At 69.2% G+C, this 17,816-nt stretch carries 16 protein-coding genes and 4 tRNA genes; 13 read left to right on the forward strand and 7 right to left on the reverse strand.

Annotation, left to right across the window (positions count from 1 at the left end):
* Positions 1-18: 18 nt before the first annotated feature.
* Positions 19-408 carry a 5-carboxymethyl-2-hydroxymuconate isomerase gene (locus tag G5B31_RS18920; protein WP_165019773.1) on the reverse strand — a complete coding sequence of 130 codons (390 nt, stop codon included), beginning with the start codon at positions 406-408 and terminating at the stop codon, positions 19-21.
* A gap of 93 nt (positions 409-501) precedes the next feature.
* Here G5B31_RS18920 and hpaR point away from each other — a divergent pair, with 93 nt between their 5' ends.
* A complete protein-coding gene (gene hpaR / locus G5B31_RS18925) occupies positions 502-951 on the forward strand; it encodes a homoprotocatechuate degradation operon regulator HpaR (RefSeq protein WP_165019774.1) in 450 nt (149 codons plus the stop codon).
* 315 nt (positions 952-1,266) lie between these two features.
* On the opposite strand, the gene G5B31_RS18930 is transcribed toward hpaR, so the two are convergent.
* From G5B31_RS18930 to G5B31_RS18940, 3 genes are read right to left on the reverse strand one after another with little or no spacing between them, the layout of a single operon-like run.
* The gene (locus G5B31_RS18930; protein WP_165019775.1) at positions 1,267-4,587 is read right to left on the reverse strand and encodes an efflux RND transporter permease subunit; all 3,321 of its coding nucleotides are present in this window, start codon (positions 4,585-4,587) and stop codon (positions 1,267-1,269) included.
* Between the two features lie 10 nt (positions 4,588-4,597).
* The gene (locus G5B31_RS18935) at positions 4,598-5,758 is read right to left on the reverse strand and encodes an efflux RND transporter periplasmic adaptor subunit (protein WP_165019776.1); all 1,161 of its coding nucleotides are present in this window, start codon (positions 5,756-5,758) and stop codon (positions 4,598-4,600) included.
* A gap of 2 nt (positions 5,759-5,760) precedes the next feature.
* A complete protein-coding gene (locus G5B31_RS18940; protein ID WP_240904494.1) occupies positions 5,761-6,369 on the reverse strand; it encodes a TetR/AcrR family transcriptional regulator in 609 nt (202 codons plus the stop codon).
* A 143-nt stretch (positions 6,370-6,512) separates the two neighbouring features.
* On the opposite strand from G5B31_RS18940, the gene tgt reads away from it, so the two are divergent.
* Positions 6,513-7,643 carry a tRNA guanosine(34) transglycosylase Tgt gene (gene tgt, locus G5B31_RS18945; RefSeq protein ID WP_165019777.1) on the forward strand — a complete coding sequence of 377 codons (1,131 nt, stop codon included), beginning with the start codon at positions 6,513-6,515 and terminating at the stop codon, positions 7,641-7,643.
* A gap of 251 nt (positions 7,644-7,894) precedes the next feature.
* Here tgt and G5B31_RS18950 read toward each other — a convergent pair whose 3' ends face one another.
* Complete coding sequence (locus G5B31_RS18950; protein ID WP_165019778.1) at positions 7,895-8,062, reverse strand: hypothetical protein; 168 nt, start codon at positions 8,060-8,062, stop codon at positions 7,895-7,897.
* A gap of 324 nt (positions 8,063-8,386) precedes the next feature.
* Between G5B31_RS18950 and lon the strand changes: the two genes are divergently transcribed.
* From lon to G5B31_RS18995, 9 genes are all read left to right on the forward strand, one after another.
* Positions 8,387-10,792 carry an endopeptidase La gene (gene lon, locus G5B31_RS18955; RefSeq protein ID WP_165019779.1) on the forward strand — a complete coding sequence of 802 codons (2,406 nt, stop codon included), beginning with the start codon at positions 8,387-8,389 and terminating at the stop codon, positions 10,790-10,792.
* A gap of 152 nt (positions 10,793-10,944) precedes the next feature.
* A complete protein-coding gene (locus G5B31_RS18960) occupies positions 10,945-11,340 on the forward strand; it encodes an HU family DNA-binding protein (RefSeq protein ID WP_165019780.1) in 396 nt (131 codons plus the stop codon).
* 13 nt (positions 11,341-11,353) lie between these two features.
* Positions 11,354-11,428, forward strand: a tRNA-Val gene (locus tag G5B31_RS18965).
* Between the two features lie 115 nt (positions 11,429-11,543).
* A complete protein-coding gene (locus G5B31_RS18970; RefSeq protein WP_165019781.1) occupies positions 11,544-12,194 on the forward strand; it encodes a hypothetical protein in 651 nt (216 codons plus the stop codon).
* A 50-nt stretch (positions 12,195-12,244) separates the two neighbouring features.
* Positions 12,245-12,320 (forward strand) — tRNA-Val (locus G5B31_RS18975).
* A 136-nt stretch (positions 12,321-12,456) separates the two neighbouring features.
* Positions 12,457-13,395, forward strand: coding sequence for a pirin family protein (locus tag G5B31_RS18980; protein WP_165019782.1), 939 nt, complete (start codon positions 12,457-12,459; stop codon positions 13,393-13,395).
* Between the two features lie 63 nt (positions 13,396-13,458).
* Positions 13,459-13,535: transfer RNA gene (locus G5B31_RS18985), tRNA-Asp, on the forward strand.
* Between the two features lie 163 nt (positions 13,536-13,698).
* Positions 13,699-13,775 (forward strand) — tRNA-Asp (locus G5B31_RS18990).
* A 97-nt stretch (positions 13,776-13,872) separates the two neighbouring features.
* On the forward strand, positions 13,873-14,085 hold the full coding sequence (locus tag G5B31_RS18995; protein ID WP_165019783.1) for an RND transporter: 213 nt from the start codon (positions 13,873-13,875) through the stop codon (positions 14,083-14,085).
* A 7-nt stretch (positions 14,086-14,092) separates the two neighbouring features.
* On the opposite strand, the gene G5B31_RS19000 is transcribed toward G5B31_RS18995, so the two are convergent.
* Together G5B31_RS19000 and G5B31_RS19005 are read right to left on the reverse strand one after the other, a co-directional pair.
* Positions 14,093-14,536, reverse strand: coding sequence for a GNAT family N-acetyltransferase (locus tag G5B31_RS19000; RefSeq protein ID WP_165019784.1), 444 nt, complete (start codon positions 14,534-14,536; stop codon positions 14,093-14,095).
* The gene (locus G5B31_RS19005; RefSeq protein ID WP_165019785.1) at positions 14,533-15,906 is read right to left on the reverse strand and encodes a dipeptidase; all 1,374 of its coding nucleotides are present in this window, start codon (positions 15,904-15,906) and stop codon (positions 14,533-14,535) included. Before G5B31_RS19005 ends, G5B31_RS19000 begins: the two co-directional genes overlap by 4 nt.
* 108 nt (positions 15,907-16,014) lie before the next feature.
* On the opposite strand from G5B31_RS19005, the gene G5B31_RS19010 reads away from it, so the two are divergent.
* Both G5B31_RS19010 and hemA read left to right on the forward strand, forming a co-directional pair.
* Positions 16,015-16,416, forward strand: a complete 402-nt coding sequence (locus G5B31_RS19010) for a hypothetical protein (protein ID WP_165019786.1) — start codon at positions 16,015-16,017, stop codon at positions 16,414-16,416.
* 138 nt (positions 16,417-16,554) lie between these two features.
* A complete protein-coding gene (gene hemA, locus G5B31_RS19015; protein WP_165019787.1) occupies positions 16,555-17,784 on the forward strand; it encodes a 5-aminolevulinate synthase in 1,230 nt (409 codons plus the stop codon).
* The last annotated feature ends 32 nt before the right edge of the window (positions 17,785-17,816 follow it).

Genomic DNA, 17,816 nt, shown 5'->3' on the forward strand with positions numbered 1-17,816 from the left:
TCGAAAAATCGTGCGAGGTCAGCCTCTTGCGCGCAGCCTCGGGTGGATGGCGTTGGTCTTCCAGCTGAGCGCGGGGTCGTTCTCCACGATGTCCAGCGACAGAGCGAAATGCGGCTCGGCCAGCAGGGCGGCGAAATGCGCCTCGGCCGCCGCCATCACCGCGCGGCCGACACGGGCCTTGTCCTCCGGCCCGCGGCCGGCACCGATGCGCAGGACCAGCGCGGCGAAGGCGTTCTGCGGCAAGAGGTCGGCCACCGCGTAATGCGGGCAGGGCAGGGCGCGGACGCGGACGGCGCCCTCCTCGAAGAGGCCGGTGTCGAGCAGCGCCCTGCGCAGCGCCAGACAGAGGCCGGGCAGGTCGCCCGCAGCTTCCAGATTGGCGGAATATTCGATGGTCAGATGCGGCATCGCGGCCTCCATGCTTGCCGGCCAGAAAGCCGCGGCGGCGGGGAAAGGTCAACCGGCTTGCCAAGGCCGGTCCTGCGGTGCAGGACTGGACTTATGTCCAGCGAGCCGACAGCCCCCCGTTCCACCCGCAGCGCCCTGCCGATGGCGCTGTTGCGGGCGCGCGAGGCGGTGATGGCGCGGTTCCGGCCGCTGCTGGACGCCCATGGCATCAACGAGCAGCAATGGCGGGTGATCCGGGTGCTGGCGGAGGCGGGGAGCCTGGACGCCTCGGAACTGGCGGCGCGGGCGAACATCCTGGCGCCCAGCCTGACCCGGATGATCCGGGCGCTGGACCAGCGCGGGCTGATCCTCCGCGGGCGGGACCGGGCGGACGGGCGGCGGGTGATCCTGACCATCACGCCCTCCGGGCAGCGGCTGATCGAGGCGGTGACGCCGGCCGCCAACGCCGCCTATGCAAGGATCGACGCCGAATTCGGGCCCGAGCGGGTGGCGGCGCTGGTCGCGCTGCTGGACGAGTTGTCGGAGTTGCCGCCGGAGGGGTAGGGGCGGCGGGGACGGATCGGCGGGGTGAACCCCGCCCTACATGGACCGCGCGTAGGGGGTTACTCCACCACTCCGCCGATGCATTGGCGAAGGCGGGTGCCTTCGCCACAGTGCAACGGTTCCGCATAGACCGGCCGGGCCCTCAAGGCCCGGCCAGCGCCCGCCCCGCCCTCGGCGGGCGCTTCTCGCCCGCCGGGTCGGGCGCTGGCCTCATCCGGTCTCGTGCCGACATGTTTCCGGTTGACATGCTGCGCACGGGCGGAGGCGAGGCAGTGCCTCGCCTTCTCCCGCCCGACCCGGGCCGTGACCGTGGTCCTACTCCGCCACCAGCACCGGCCGCGGCTTGCCGCCGGTTTCCAGCGCGGCGACCCGGGCCGCCACCTGCGCCAGCCCTTCCTCGCTGCGGTCGATCCGGTCGGCCAGAACATGGGCGGCGGGTTCCTCGGGCTCCTCCTCCTTCGGGCCGGTGATGCGGCCGAAGACCCAGGCCAGCAGGCGGGAGAGGTCGTCCATGATCAGGTAGAAGGACGGCACCACCACCAGCGACAGCACCGTGGAGACGATGATGCCGCCGATCACCGCCGTCGCCATCGGCGCGCGGAAGGCGCCGCCTTCGCCCACCCCGAGCGCCGAGGGCAGCATCCCCGCCGACATGGCGATCGAGGTCATCACGATCGGCTGCGCCCGTTTGTGCCCGGCCTCGACCACGGCGGCGAAGCGGTTCATCCCGCGCGCGCGCATCTCGATGGCGAAGTCGATCAGCAGGATGGCGTTCTTCGCCACGATCCCCATCAGCATCAGCATCCCGATCATCACCGGCATCGACAGCGCGTTGCGGGTCAGGATCAGCGCCGCCGCGACGCCGCCGACCGACAGCAGCAGCGAGAAGATGATGGTGATCGGCTGCAGCACCGAATGGAACAGCAGGATCAGCACCATCATCATCAGCAGCACGCCAAGGATCATCGCATTGCCGAAGCTCTGGTTCAGCTCGGCCTCGATCTCGGCATCGCCGGCCAGCGCGACCTGGACCGAGGGCGGCAGGTCCAGCCCCTCGACGATCTGCGCGAAACGCTCCGCTGCCTGGCCGACGACGATTCCGGGGGCGAGGTCGGCGCCCAGCGTGGCGACGCGCTGGCGGTTCAGCCGCTTGACCACCGAGGGCCCCTCGGCCAGTTCCACCCGCGCCACCGCCGACAGCGGCACCGCCGCGCCGGTGGCGGTCGGCACCTTCAGGGCCGAGATGCGGGCGATGTCGCCCCGCGCGGCCTGGTTCAGCTGCACCCGGATCGGCACCAGCCGGTTGTCGATGGACAGCTTGCCGAGGGCTGCATCCACGTCGCCGATGGTCGCCACCCGCACGGTGGCGGCGATGGCGGCGGAGGTGACGCCCATCCGCGCCGCCTCTTCCACCAGCGGCGTGATGTGGATCTCGGGCCGGGGCAGGGCGCTTTCGGTCGAGACGTTCTGCAGCATCGGCTCGTCCCGCACCGCCATCTCGATCATCTGCACCGCGCGGCCGAGGTCCTCCTCGTCGTTCGACAGGATGTTGTAGGAGAATTCGCGGCCGCCCGGCCCCGGCCCGCCCAGCTTGAACGAGCGGATGTCGGGGACGGCGGCGAGGCGGGCGAAAATCTCGTCCTCGATCTCGAGCTGCGGGCGGATGCGCCCCGCCAGCGGCGCCTCCGGCAGCAGCGGGCCGATCCCCGGCAGCGCCTGGCCGATGTCCGACAGCTTGCGCATCAGCCCGTTGTCCAGCCGGTCCAGCACCACGGTGACCGAGGCGCGGCGGATGTCGCGGTCGCCCAAGGGGGAGGTGCCGCCGACCACGATCACCCGGTCGATGCCCTCGATCCCCGCCATGGCCTGCCGCATCGCCTCGGTCGTCGCGGCGGTGTCGTCCAGCGAGGCGCCGGCGGGCAGTTCCACCGAGATGGCGATGCGGCTTTCGTCCTCGGGCGGGAACAGGCCGCCGGGGACCTGCAGCATCAGCATGACCGAGACGATGACGACGCCGATGGCGGCGACGACGGTGAAGTAATAGTTCGGAATCCGCAGCCAGCGCATCCCCGGCACCCGCCAGACCCGGGTGGTCTTCTTCACCGTCCAGAGATAGCCGCGCATGAAGCGGCCGTCCCGATGGCCGTCATGGCCGGCGGCATCCTTGGCCCGCATCAGGTAGGCCGCCATCATCGGGGTGATCAGCCGCGCGACCAGCAGCGAGAACAGCACGGCGATGGCGACGGTCAGGCCGAACTGGCGGAAATACTGGCCGGGAATGCCGGGCATGAAGCTGACCGGCACGAAGACCGCGACGATGGTGGAGGTGGTGGCGATGACGGCAAGGCCGATCTCGTCCGCGGCCTCGATGGCGGCGCGGTAGGGGGTCTTGCCCATGCGGATGTGGCGGGCGATGTTCTCGATCTCGACGATGGCATCGTCGACCAGGATGCCGGTGGCCAGCGTCAGGGCGAGGAAGCTGACGAGGTTCAGGGAGAAGCCCAGCATCTCCATCAGCCAGAAGGTCGGCACCGCGGACAGGGGCAGGGCGACGGCGGCGATCAGGGTGGCGCGCCAGTTGCGCAGGAAGGCCAGCACCACGAGAACGGCAAGGATCGCGCCCTCGATCAGCGTATGGATGGCGGATTCGTAGTTGCCGTGGGTGTAGTAGACCTGATCGTCGATCATCTCGATCTGAACTTCTGGATGATCGGCGCGCACGCGGTCCAGCTGCGCGTGGGTGATCTCGGCCACCGAGACCTCCGATGCACCCTTGGCCCGGAAGACCAGGAAGGACACCGCGGGGCGGCCGTCGACCATGGTGAAGCTTTTCAGCTCCTGATAGCTGTCCACCACCTGGCCGAGATCGGAGAGCCGGACCTGCCGGCCCGAGGGCAGGGCGATGGTGGTGGCCGCCAGTTCCTCGACCGAGCCCTTGTCGCCCAGGGTGCGGATCACCTGCTTGCCGGAGCCGAGTTCCATCTGGCCGGAGCCGAGGTTGACGTTGGTCTGGGCGATCTGGGCCGAGACCTGCTGGGCGGTGACGCCCCAGGCGGCCAGCTTCACCGGGTCCAGTTCCACCCGGATTTCCCGATCCGCCCCGCCGACGCGGGTGATGCGGCCGACGCCGGGGCGGCCCTGCAGGGCGCGGGTCACGGTGTCGTCGACGAACCAGGACAGTTCCTCGATGGTCATGCCGGGGGCGTTGACGGCGAAGGTCATGATCGCCTGGCCCTCGACGTCGATCTTCGACACGATGGGGGTTTCCACATCGCCCGGCAGGTCGCCGCGGATGCCGTCCACCGCGTCCTTCACGTCCTGCACCGCCTGTTCGGTCGCCACTTCCATGCGGAATTCGACCAGCGTGGTGGACAGGCCGTCGGTGACGGTGGAGGTGACGTTCTTCACGCCCGTGAGGCCCGCCACCGCATCCTCGACCTCCTTGGTCACCTGGCTTTCCAGTTCCGCGGGCGCGGCGCCGGATTGCGCCACGGTGACCGAGACCAGCGGGAAGTCGATGTTGGGGAAGCGGGTGATCGGCAGGCTGTTGAAGCTCTGCCAGCCCATGATCATCAGAAGGAAGAAGGCCAGCAGCGGCGCGACGGGGTTGCGGATCGACCAGGCGGAGAAGTTCATCGCCGTCCCCTCAGTTGGCCGCCAGCGGCACCGGGGTGATCCGGTCGCCGGGGCGCACGAAGGAGGCGGCCTTCACCACCACCATGTCGCCGGGGTGCAGGCCGGAGACGATCTCGACAAGCCCGCCGTCGCGGATGCCGGTGGTGACGACCACCCGTTCCACCACGCCGTCCTTAACCCGCATCACCGTGCTCTGCCCGGCCTCCATGCCGACGGCGGTGACCGGGACCGCCAGCCCCTCGCGGGCGGCAAGGGTGATCTCGGCCTCGACGAACATGCCGGACAGCAGCACGCCGGGCCGGTCCACCGAGATGCGGGCGCGGCCGAGCCTTGTGGCCGGGTCGATGGCGGGCTCGATCAGCCGGACGGTGCCCTCCAGCGGCTCGGCCAGCCCGGCCGCGGTCAGCCGGGCGCGGTCGCCCAGCTTCAGCCGCGGCAGGTCGGCCTCGGCCAGATCGGCGCGCAGTTCCAAGGCGCCGTCGCGTTCCATCACGAACATCGGCTTTCCGGCGGCGGTGGCGATGGCGCCCAGGGTGGCGTTGCGGGCGGTGATCAGGCCGGCCACCGGCGCCTTCACCTCGGTCCTAGTCAGCTGCAGTTCCACGTTGGCCCGCTGCGCGTCCTGCAGGGCCAGCTGCGCCCGCGCCGCTTCCAGCGACTGCCGCGCCACCGTCACCCGCGCCGTCGCCGCCACCGCATTGGCATTGGCGGTGTCCGAGGCCGCCTGGCTGGCCGATCCCTGCTCGCGCAGCTTCGCCGTGCGGTCGGCCACCCGCGCGGCCTCGGCCGCCGCGGCTTCGGCCTCGACCAGCTGCGCCTCGGCCTGCGCCACCGTGGCCGCCGCCGCGGCATGGGCGGCGTTCACCTGCGCCCGTTGCAGCTCCAGCGTCGATTTCGACAGCACCGCCAGCACCTGCCCCTCGGCCACCGTGTCGCCGACATCGGCCAGAAGCGCCTCGATCGGCTGGCCCTCGATCAGCGGCGCGACCTGCACCTCCTCGACCGGGCCGACCAGGCCCGAGGCGATGATGCGGTCCTCCAGCGGGTGCAGCGCGGCCGGGGCGACGGAGATCGCGGGCAGCACCTCGGCCGCCGGCGCCGCATCCTCGGCCGGCAGCGGCAGGGGGGCGAGGCAGAGGGCGAGCGCGGCGAGAAGCGGAAGCGGGCGCATGGTCATTCCCTTGCGGCAGAGGTGATGGCGTTCAGCGTGTCGTCGATGGTGCGCATCACCAGCGCCTCGACCTCGGGGTCGGGCTGCGAGGCGTGGCGCATGGCGGCGGATTTCACCAAGAGGATGACGAAGCGCACCTGCACGCCGAAGCGGGCCTGCGCCTCTTCTTCCGGCAGGCCGGCCAGCCGGGCGAACACCTGCACCAGGTTGCGCGTCACCACCTCCTCGACCCCGCAGGAGATTTGCGCGATCTCGGGCTTTCTCTGGGCGACGGCGGTGATCTCGGCCCACAACCGGCCGTGGTCGTCGCTGTCCTCGATCTTCTCGCGGATCTTGCGGCGGATCAGCGGCAGCGGGTCCTCGGCCAGCCGGACATCGGCGAAATCCGCCTCCATCTCGGCCATGTCATGGGCGCACATGGCGGCGACGATGGCGTCCTTGGACGGGAAGTAGCGGTAGAAGTTGCCGACACTCATCCCCGCCGCGCGGGCGAGGTCCTGCATCGAGGCGCCGTCGAATCCCTTCTCGGCGAAGGTCGAGCGGATGCGGACCAGGATTTCCGCGCTGCGGTCGGGGCTTGCCGGTGCGGCCGGCGGTTCGGGCATGTTCATGGGAAGTTCGCAGAATGAATGTTCATTCACTCTGCGGGCAAAGCCGGCGGCAGGTCAAGCGGATTTCGCGGGGAAGGCGGCTGCCGCTTGGCTTTCCGCGCGTTTTCGCGCAAAGGGGCGGCGGTATTCGGCGGATGGGCAGGATGGCACAGGGTTTCGATTTCCGGATCACGGCACGGGACGGCAAGGCGCGGACGGGGGCGATCCAGACCACGCGGGGCGAAATCCGTACCCCGGCCTTCATGCCGGTGGGCACCGCCGGCACGGTGAAGGCGATGCTGCCGGACTCGGTGCGCGCCACCGGGGCCGACATCCTGCTGGGCAACACCTACCACCTGATGCTGCGCCCGGGGGCGGAGCGGGTGGCGCGCCTGGGCGGCCTGCACCGCTTCATGAACTGGGACCGGCCGATCCTGACCGATTCAGGGGGGTTCCAGGTGATGAGCCTGTCGGACCTGCGCAAGATGACCGAGGAAGGCGTGACCTTCCGCAGCCATGTCGACGGGTCGCGGCATTTCCTGTCGCCGGAGAGCAGCATGGAGATCCAGCGGCTTCTCGGCTCCGACATCGTGATGTGCTTCGACGAATGCCCGGCGCTGCCGGCGGACGAGGCCAGGGTGGCGAAGTCGATGCGGCTGTCGATGCGGTGGGCGCAAAGGTCGCGCGACGCCTTCGGCGACCGGCCGGGCCATGCGCTGTTCGGCATCCAGCAGGGCGGCGTGACCGAGGACCTGCGGGGCGAGTCGGCCGAGGCGCTGAAGGCGATCGGCTTCGACGGCTATGCCATCGGCGGGCTGGCGGTGGGAGAGGGGCAGGCGGCGATGCTGGGCGTGCTGGACTACGCGCCGGGGCAACTGCCGGACGACCGGCCGCGCTATCTGATGGGGGTGGGCAAGCCCGACGACATCGTCGGCGCGGTGGAACGCGGCGTGGACATGATGGACTGCGTTCTGCCCTCGCGGTCAGGGCGGACGGGCCAGGCCTGGACCCCGCGCGGGCAGGTCAACATCAAGAACGCCCGCCATCAGGACGACCCGCGGCCGCTGGACGAGACCTGCACCTGCCCGGCCTGCCGCAGCTATTCCCGCGCCTATCTGCACCACGTCTTCCGCGCGCAGGAGATCATCGCCTCGATGCTGCTGACCTGGCACAACCTGCATTATTACCAGCAGCTGATGCAGGGGCTGCGGGAGGCGATTGCGGAGGGGAGGCTGGCCGGCTTCGTGGCGGAATTTCATGCAACCCGCGCGGAAGGGGACATCGAGCCCCTTTGAGGCTTCCCCTTCGCCGGTTTTCTTGGCGAAGGCGCGTGCCTTCGCCACAGCGCAACGGTTCCATCTGGACCGGCCGGGCCTTCAATGGCCCGGCCAGCGCCCGCCCCGCCCTCGGCGGGCGCTTCTCGCCCGCCGGGTCGGGCGCTGGCCTCCCGGGGTTTAGGGCTGTCACCGTTTCCGGGTGCAACCGTCCCGCACGGACGGGGGCGAGGCAATGCCTCGCCTTTTCCCGCCCGGGCCAGCACAGGGGATCACCTCTGTGTGGCCTTGCGTATCTTCTCGGCCAGCGTCGGAAAAACCTCGGCGAAGGGCCGGGCCTGCGCCAGTTCCTCGTCGGTCAGTTTGGGGCTGTCGACCGCTTCCCAATCCTCGCGGGTGTAACCGTGCCTGGCGGCGTGTTCGGGATCAAATTTCTTCATGATGCTTTGTTCCCTCTTGCTGGCGGGTCGAAGTGAACAAGGTGGCTTATATCCTGGAACCCGTCCCCGGCGAAGATTTCCGTATACGCGAAACCCCTTCCCGCCCCGCCATCACCCCCTTATCCACAACTCTCTGCGTTCCGCCCTTGCACGCCATCCCGTGCGGGTTCACATTGCCGCCCCAGGACGGGCGCCGCCGCGGGCGCCGGACGAGATGCTTGAATCCCGGCTCCGGGACACACAATTAACACTTCCGAGACGCGGAGCGGCCGGGGTTGCCGATGGTCGGGGCCCCTGCAACTGCCGCAAGACAAGGACGAACGCATGACCGACACCCTTTCCCCCAGCTACCCGGTGCTGCCGCTGCGCGACATCGTGGTCTTCCCGCACATGATCGTGCCCCTTTTCGTGGGCCGCGAGAAATCGGTGCGCGCGCTGGAAGAGGTGATGCAGGACGACAAGCAGATCCTGCTCTCCAGCCAGATCGACCCGACGGTGGACGACCCCAGGACCGACGGCATCTACCGCGTCGGCGTGCTGGCCAATGTGCTGCAACTCCTCAAGCTGCCCGACGGCACGGTGAAGGTGCTGGTCGAGGGCAAGGCCCGGGTGAAGATCACCGAATTCATCGACAACCCCGCCTTCTTCGAGGCGCGGGCCGAGATGCTGACCGAGACCATCGGCGACCAGGCCTCGGCCGATGCGCTGGTCCGTGCCGTGGGCGAGGAGTTCGAGCGCTACGCCAAGATCAAGAAGAACATCCCCGAGGAAGCCGTCGCCTCGGTCTCCGAGACGCGCGAGCCGGCGCGGCTGGCCGATCTGGTGGCCGGGCATCTGGGGGTGGAGGTCGGCCAGAAGCAGGATCTGCTGGAAACCCTGATCGTGGCCGAGCGGCTGGAGAAGGTCTACGGCCAGATGCAGGGCGAATTGTCGGTCCTGCAGGTCGAGAAGAAGATCAAGTCCCGCGTCAAGACCCAGATGGAGAAGACGCAGCGCGAGTATTACCTGAACGAGCAGATGAAGGCCATTCAGAAGGAACTCGGCGACGGCGAGGACGGCCAGGGCGAGATCGCCGAACTGGAGGAGCGGATCAAGAAGACCCAGCTCTCCAAGGAGGCGCGCGAGAAGGCCGAGGGCGAGCTGAAGAAGCTGAAGTCGATGTCGCCGATGTCGGCCGAGGCGACGGTGGTCCGCAACTACCTCGACTGGCTGCTCGGCGTGCCCTGGGGCACCAGGTCGCGGGTGAAGAAGGACCTCGGCGCGGCGCAGAAGGTGCTGGACGCCGACCACTTCGGGCTGGAGAAGGTGAAGGAGCGCATCGTCGAATACCTGGCGGTGCAGGCGCGTTCGGCCAAGCTGAAAGGCCCGATCCTGTGCCTCGTCGGCCCGCCCGGCGTGGGCAAGACCTCGCTGGGGCGCAGCGTCGCCAAGGCCACGGGGCGCGAGTTCATCCGCATCTCGCTGGGCGGCGTGCGCGACGAATCGGAGATCCGCGGCCACCGGCGGACCTATATCGGCTCGATGCCCGGCAAGATCATCCAGTCCCTGAAGAAGGCCAAGACCACCAACCCGCTGATCCTGCTGGATGAGATCGACAAGATGGGGCAGGATTTCCGGGGCGACCCGGCCTCGGCCCTGCTGGAGGTGCTGGACCCCGAACAGAACTCCACCTTCGTCGACCACTATCTGGAGGTGGAATACGACCTCTCGAACGTGATGTTCATCACCACGGCGAACTCCTACAACATGCCGGGGCCGCTGATGGACCGGATGGAGATCATCCCGCTGGCCGGCTACACCGAGGACGAGAAGCGCGAGATCGCGCGGCAGCACCTGCTGCCCAAGCAGATCGCGGCGAACGGCCTGAAGAAGGGCGAGTTCAGCGTCAGCGACGACGCGCTGAACCATGTCATCCGCTACTACACCCGCGAGGCGGGGGTGCGGAACCTGGAGCGCGAGATCGCCAAGCTGGCCCGCAAGGCGGTGACCGACATCCTGAAGAAGACCACCAGGTCGGTGGCCGTCGATGCGGCGAAGGTCGAGGATTACCTCGGCGTGCGCCGGCACCGCTATGGCCTGGCCGAGAAGGAGGATCAGGTCGGCGTGGTGACGGGTCTGGCCTGGACTTCGGTGGGCGGCGATCTGTTGCAGATCGAGGCGCTGAAACTGCCCGGCAAGGGGCGGATGAAGACCACCGGCAAGCTGGGCGACGTGATGAAGGAATCCATCGACGCCGCCTCCAGCTACGTCCGCTCGGTCAGCCCGCAGATCGGGGTGAAGCCGCCGAAGTTCGAGACGATGGACATCCACGTCCACGTCCCCGACGGGGCGACGCCGAAGGACGGGCCCTCCGCCGGCCTGGCGATGGTGACCGCCATCGTCTCGGTGCTGACCGGCATCCCGGTGAGGAAGGACATCGCCATGACCGGCGAGGTCTCGCTGCGGGGCAACGCCATGGCCATCGGCGGGCTGAAGGAGAAGCTCTTGGCCGCGCTGCGCGGCGGAATCAAGACCGTGTTCATCCCGGAAGAGAACGAGAAGGACCTGGCCGAGATCCCGGCCAACGTGAAGGAAGGGCTGAAGATCATCCCGGTCTCCCATGTCCGCGAGGTGCTGGCCCAGGCCCTGACCCGGCAGCCCGAGCCGGTGGACTGGGACGAGGCCGCCGAGGAAGCCGCCGCCGCCGCCCGCAAGGCCGAAGGCGAGGCCCCGGCGCAGGTCGCGCATTGATCCCTGCCTCCGGGCAGGACAGGCAGGGGGCGTCCGCAAGGGCGCCCCTTTCGCTTTGCGCCGCAGGCCGCGGCATTCCCCCTTGAATCCAGTGGAATTGTTTCCATCCCGTGGCTAGTGTGGCGGCAATACAGGGGTTTGAAGGATTAACCATGGCCACGACGAAGAAGACCACCAAAAGCGCGCCCGCCGCCAAGTCCGCCGCCGCCGCGCCCGCAGCCGCTGCCCCCGATCCCGCGCCGGCCGCCGCCCCGGTGGCCAGGGTCAAGGGCCCGGTGCTGAAGATCAAGGACCTGGTCTCGCGGGTGGCCGAAGCCACCGGCGGCAAGAAGAAGGGCGTCAAGGAGATGGTCGAGGCCACGCTTGCCGTCCTCGGCGACTCGCTGGCGAAGGGCGAGGACCTGAACCTGCCGGGCCTCGGCCGCACCCGCGTCGCCCGCACCGCCGAAAAGGACGGCGCCTCGCTGATGACGCTGAAGGTCCGCCGCGGCGCGCACAAGAAGAAAGAGGAAAAAGAGCCCCTTGCGGAGGAGGAGGAGGAGGGCTAAAAGCCCCGCCATCGGGCGATTAGCTCAGCGGTAGAGCGCTTCGTTCACATCGAAGATGTCAGCGGTTCAAATCCGTTATCGCCCACCATCCTTTCGCGAAGCGCCCCCGAAACGGGGCGCTTTCGTCATTTCCGGGAGGCAGAGCGGGCTTCCCATCCGCCGCGCGGCGGCTATCCTGAGGGCACCCAGGCAAAGGCCCGCCCATGCGCAACTTCGACTTCTCCAGCTGGCAATCCGTGCTGACCACGCTGGTCGGCCTGGCGCTTTTCGCGCTGGTGGGCATCGGCATAAGGCTGGTGCTGATGCTGACCCTGCAGCAGCGGCGCGAGCGGCTGAACCGGCAGATCAACGAGCGGCTGAAGCTGCTGATCGCCGCCTACAAGGTGCTCGGCGGGTCCTTCACCGGCACGCTGTCGGTGGACCCGCGCCACAAGCGCGACTTCGCCCGGGCCGAGGCGAAGGCGCCGGCCCATTTCGACCGCGCCCGCCAGATCCGCGACGCGGTGGAGGCGGCGCTGTCCGACATCATCCTCTTGGGCACCGAGGAGCAGGTCCGCCTCGCCGCCGCCGCCGCCCGCGACCTGGCCGCGGGCCGGCCGGTGGAGACCGCGGCGCTGGTCGCCAGCTTGCGCGACTTCATCCGGGAGGCGCTGGACCTCGACCCGGTGCCCGCCGATGTCATCCTGCCGACGCAGGGCCCGACCCGGCCCGGGTCGGGCGGAAGGGGCCGGGAAGGCGGCAGTTCCGGCCGGGGCGGCGGTGGCGGAGGCGGCGGCGCGGGCGGCGGCGGCATGGGGATGGGCATGGGGCTCGGCCTCGGCGCCGCCGGGCGCGAAGACCCGCCGGCGGGCTGAGCCGTCCCGCTTGCATCGCGCCTCCGGCCCGGCTAATCGGGGCGGGCTGCGGGTGGTTAGCTCAGTTGGTAGAGCGTCTCGCTTACACCGAGAATGTCGGGGGTTCGAGTCCCTCACCACCCACCAGTTTCCCGTCCGCCCCGCACATCCCGGACCGATCAAGGCTGACCTGTGCAGATCCGCACCATCCCTGCCCGCGGATCGGTCTTTCCCGGGGGCCGGTTCGGTCTAGATTGGGGGAAGCCGCAGACAGGAGACCGCCATGAGCTGGAACCCCATCCTCGACCCTTCCATCCCCGTCGGCGACCAGGTGGACGCCATCGAGACCGTGATCGTGCCGCGCGCCCGCGACCTGGGCGGCTTCGAGGTCCGCCGCGCCTTGCCCTCGGCGCAGCGTCAGATGGTCGGTCCCTTCATCTTCTTCGACCAGATGGGCCCGGCCGAGTTCCTGACCGGCGAGGGCATCGACGTGCGGCCGCATCCGCATATCGGCCTCGGCACCGTGACCTATCTGATGAAGGGCCGGCTGCATCACCGCGATTCCCTCGGCACCGACCAGTGGATCGAGCCGGGGGCGGTGAACTGGATGCTGGCGGGGCAGGGGATCACCCATTCCGAACGGACGGACGGCGAGGCCCGCAAGGCGCCGCTGTCGATGTTCGGGCTGCAGACCTGGCTGGCGCTGCCCGAGGACCGCGAGGAGGATGCCGCCGGCTTCATCCACGTCCCCCGCACCGCGCTGCCGGAGCTGGAGGGCGAGGGCAAAAGGGTGCGGCTGATCCTCGGCCGGGCCTGGGGCGAGACGGTGCCGCTGGAGATGCCGTCCGAGGTGTTCTACGCCGACGCCCTGCTGGCCCCCGGCGCGGCGCTGCCGCTGCCCGAGGACCACGAGGACCGCGGCATCTATGTGCTGGAGGGCGAGGTCTCCTGCGCCGGACAGGTGTTCGAGGCCGGGCGGATGCTGGTGTTCCGGCCGGGCGACCGGGTGTCGGTGCGGGCCGGGGACAAGGGCGCCCGGGTGATGGCGCTCGGCGGCGCCACCATGGGCGGGCCGCGGTTCATCTGGTGGAACTTCGTGGCCTCCAGCCGCGACAGGATCGAGGCGGCGAAAGAGGCCTGGCGGGCCGGGGACTGGGCGCATGGCCGCTTCCGCCTGCCGCCGGGCGACGACCGCGAACATATCCCCGCGCCGGAACGGTGATTTTTCCCCCGCGGCCCCATTGACGGCGGCGCGGGGGGTCTGTATCAGGCGCCCACGGTCAGCGCGGTGGTAGCTCAGTCGGTTAGAGTACCGGCCTGTCACGCCGGGGGTCGCGGGTTCGAGCCCCGTCCACCGCGCCACCGTTCTCCCTTCGTATCGCAAACCCTGCTTCTGATGGTCCGCCTCTCCGCGGCCAAAGAAATCATGGGCTTGGCGGCGGAAGTTCATCTTCGCCCGACCTCTCGCCGGCGTGCTTTTCCGGCTTGACGGCCCCGGCGGGACAGACTATCCCGCCCCTCACGCGCGGTGGTAGCTCAGTCGGTTAGAGTACCGGCCTGTCACGCCGGGGGTCGCGGGTTCGAGCCCCGTCCACCGCGCCACTTCCTCCTCTTCGCAAATCCCCATGCCCTCCGCAGGCGGCATTCCGGCCTTTCGCGGCGGCCCGGACCGCGCCATGCTGCGGCAGAAGGGGGCGGCATGGCGTTTCTGGACCGGATACCGTTGAGCCTTTGCCTGATCCTGGCCCTCGGGCTGGGGCTGGCGCCCTTCGTGCCCGAGCCGCATCTGTGGGAAAGGCTGAAGGCGCTGGCGGCCGGCGAGGTGCCGTCGCCGATGGACCTGCTGGACCTTGCCCTGCACGGCGCGCCCTGGCTTCTGCTGGCGGCAAAGCTGGCGCGGCGAGCGGGGTGAGCTTCCGCTACAGCGCCATCCGGTAGCGGATGTGGCCGTCCGTCTGCACATAGCTGTCGTAGAGCTTGCGGGCGCGGGCGTTGTCTTCCCGGGTGTGCCAGTAGAGACGGTGCCAGCCCTTGGCCCGGGCCAGCGCCACCAGGTCGTCGATCAGCGCGCGGGCGAGCCCGCGGCCGCGGGCCTCCGGCGCGACGAAGAGGTCTTCCAGATAGCAATCCTCGCCGATCACCCAGGAGGAGGGGTGGTGCAGGTGCATGGCGAAGCCGACCACCCGCCCGTCCAGGCAGGCCAGCCGCGCCTTCAGCGTGCCGCCCGGGTCCATCATCCGGCCCCAGGTATGGGCGGTGATCCCGGGGTCCAGCGTCACGCGGTAGAAGTCGAGATAGCCGTCCCAGAGGCCGCGCCAGGCGGCCTCGTCCCCGGGCAGGGCGTCGCGGATTTCCAGCGTCATGCGATCTTCGCCAACACCCGGGCCCAGCTTCGGATGCCCTTGTGGAAGCTTTTCACGTCGTATTTCTCGTTCGGCGAGTGGATGGCGTCGTCGTCGTTGGCGAAGCCGATCAGCATCGCGTCCATGCCGAGGACGGTCTTGAAGAACCCCGCGATGGGGATCGAGCCGCCCATGCCGACGATCACCGCCTCGCGGTTCCATTCGTCCGACAGCGCCTGCCGGGCGGCCTCGAACTCCGGCCGGTCGGTGTTCATCACCGCGGCGGGGGAGCCTTCCAGGTCGCCATCCCAGGTGACGCGGGCGTCCGCGGGCAGACGCGCCTCGACATGGGCGCGCAGCTTGCGGCGCAGGTCGTCGGGGTCCATGTCGCCGACCAGCCGGCAGGTGATCTTGCAATGCGCCTCGGCCGGGATCACCGTCTTCGACCCGGCGCCCTGATAGCCGCCCCAGAGGCCGTTGATCTCCAGCGTCGGCCGCGCCCATTGCTGTTCCAGGGTGGAATAGCCGGCCTCGCCATGCGAGCGGGTGAAGCCGACCGACTCCAGATAATCCTTCTCGTCGAAGCCGCTGGCCTCCCACTGGCGCTTCAACTCGGGCGGCACCTCATGCACGCCCTCGTAGAAGCCTTCCACCGCCACGCGGCCGCTGTCGTCGTGGAAGCTGGCGACGATCCTTGCGATCTCGCGCAAGGGGTTCAGCGCCGGGCCGCCGTAATGACCGGAGTGCAGGTCGATCCGCGGCCCGTGCAGGGTGAATTCGTCCTTCAGCATCCCGCGCAGCTGCCCGGCGATGGAGGGCACCCCGGGCGAGACCATCGAGGTGTCGCAGATCAGCGCCAGGTCGGCGGTCAGCTCGGCGGCGTTGTCGCGCATGAAGGGGATGAGGGAGGGGGAGCCGGATTCCTCCTCGCCCTCCAGGAAGACGGTGATGCGGCAGGGCAGGGCGCCGTGCTCGGCGATCCAGGCCCGGCAGGCCTCGATGAAGGTCATCAGCTGGCCCTTGTCGTCCGACGAGCCGCGGCCGCGGATGACATCGCCCCTGGCGGTGGACTCGATCACCGGGTCGAAGGGATCGCGGTGCCAGAGGTTCAGCGGATCGACCGGCTGCACGTCGTAATGGCCGTAGAACAGCAGGTGCCGGTCGCCGGTGCCGCCATGCGCCACCACCATCGGATGGCCGGGGGTGGCGCGGCTTTCGGCGGCGAATCCCAGCGAATTCAGCTCCGCCACCAGCCAGTCGGCGGCGCGGGCGCAATCGGCCTTCCAGGCCGGATCGGTGGAGATCGAGGGGATGCGCAAGAGCTCCATCAGCCGGTCCAGCGCCAGCGGAAGGTCTCCGTCGATGCGGGCAAGGGTGGCGTCCAGGGTCATCGTGCTCTCCGAAATGTCAGCTTTGCGGGCAGGGTAGCAGGCAGAAGGGGACTGTCCAGAGCCCGCGGGATCGGCTAGGACCGGGATATATCTGCGACGGAGGTTGGCATGAAACGCTTTGCCGCAATCTTTGCGGGTCTGGCCCTGGCCGGAATGGCCGGCGCCGAGGCCGTGCCGTTCGAGAAGGCCGAACTCGGCGCGTCCGAAGTCACGCTCTACCTGCACGACTTCCTGACCGAGGAAGAGCTGTCCACCCTGCGGCTGGTGATGACGAACACCGAGGCGCTGGCGATCTTCGTGCCCGCCGGAAAGACCGACGGCTTCGCCGCGCTGGCGGTCTCGCCCGACGACGGGCTGATCCGCGACGGCAAGCCGGTTCCCTCGGCGGTGGCGCTGGCGGATTTCGACCATCCCGACACCGCCGAGACCGAGGCGAAGAAAGCCTGCGACGCCGCGAAGAAGGGGGCCGCGCCCTGCGTGCTGGTGCTGGCGGTGGGGCCGAAGACCTGATCGGGGGCGGGCGGGAAAACCTGCATCCGGGGGGCGACAAATCGTCCCCTTGCGCTTTCCCCCCGGTTTGACGCAAGTCAATGTGGGGACGCCCCCGCTGCGCTAGGCACAGGACCGAGCGGAAGCCAGGAGAATTCGATGGACTACGATGCCCAGCTGACCCAAGCGCTGCAGAAGCTGCATGACGAGGGGCGTTACCGGACCTTCATCGACATCGAGCGGCAGAAGGGGCATTTCCCCCATGCGGTCTGGACCCGGCCGGACGGGAGCACGAGGCCGATCACCGTCTGGTGCGGCAACGACTATCTGGGCATGGGCCAGCATCCCGTGGTGCTGGCGGCGATGCACGAGGCGCTGGACGCCACCGGCGCCGGCTCGGGCGGCACCCGCAACATCTCCGGCACCACCGTCTACCACAAGCGGCTGGAGGCTGAACTGGCCGACCTGCACCGGAAAGAGGCGGCGCTGGTCTTCACTTCGGCCTATATCGCCAACGATGCCACGCTGTCGACGCTGCGCACCATCTTCCCCGGGCTGATCATCTATTCCGACGCGCTGAACCATGCCTCGATGATCGAGGGCGTGCGCCGCGGCGGCGGCGAGAAGCGGATCTTCCGCCACAACGACCTGGCTCACCTGCGGGCGCTGCTGGCGGCGGACGACCCCGCGGCGCCGAAGCTGATCGCCTTCGAGTCGATCTATTCGATGGACGGCGACGTGGCCCCGATCGGGGCGATCTGCGACCTGGCGCAGGAGTTCGGCGCGCTGACCTATCTGGACGAGGTCCATGCCGTCGGCATGTATGGCCCCCGCGGCGCCGGCGTGGCGGAACGCGACGGGCAGATGCACCGGGTGGACATCATCAACGCCACCCTGGCCAAGGCCTTCGGGGTTTTCGGCGGCTATATTGCTGCAACTGCGAAGATGGTGGACGCGATCCGCAGCTACGCGCCCGGCTTCATCTTCACCACCTCGCTGCCGCCCGCGGTGGCGGCCGGCGCGGCGGCTTCGGTGCGCTTCCTGAAGACGGCCGAAGGCCAGGCTTTGCGCGACAAGCAGCAGGAAAACGCCCGCATCCTGAAGATGCGGCTGAAGGCCGTGGGCCTGCCGATCATCGACGAGGGCACGCATATTGTGCCCGTCCATGTCGGCAACCCCATCCATTGCAAGATGCTGTCCGACATGCTGCTGGAAGAGCATGGCGTCTATGTCCAGCCGATCAACTTCCCCACCGTGCCCCGGGGGACCGAGCGGCTGCGCTTCACCCCCTCGCCGGTGCATGACCCGAAAGAGATCGACCGGCTGGTGAAGGCGATGGATTCGCTGTGGCGGCAATGTGCGCTGAATCGTGCCGAGCTTTCCGCCTGAGGCGCCATCTCGCATGTGCAAAGGCGCTTGCC

The sequence above is a fragment of the Rhodobacter sp. SGA-6-6 genome, assembly GCF_011043545.1.
GTDB lineage: Bacteria > Pseudomonadota > Alphaproteobacteria > Rhodobacterales > Rhodobacteraceae > Pseudogemmobacter.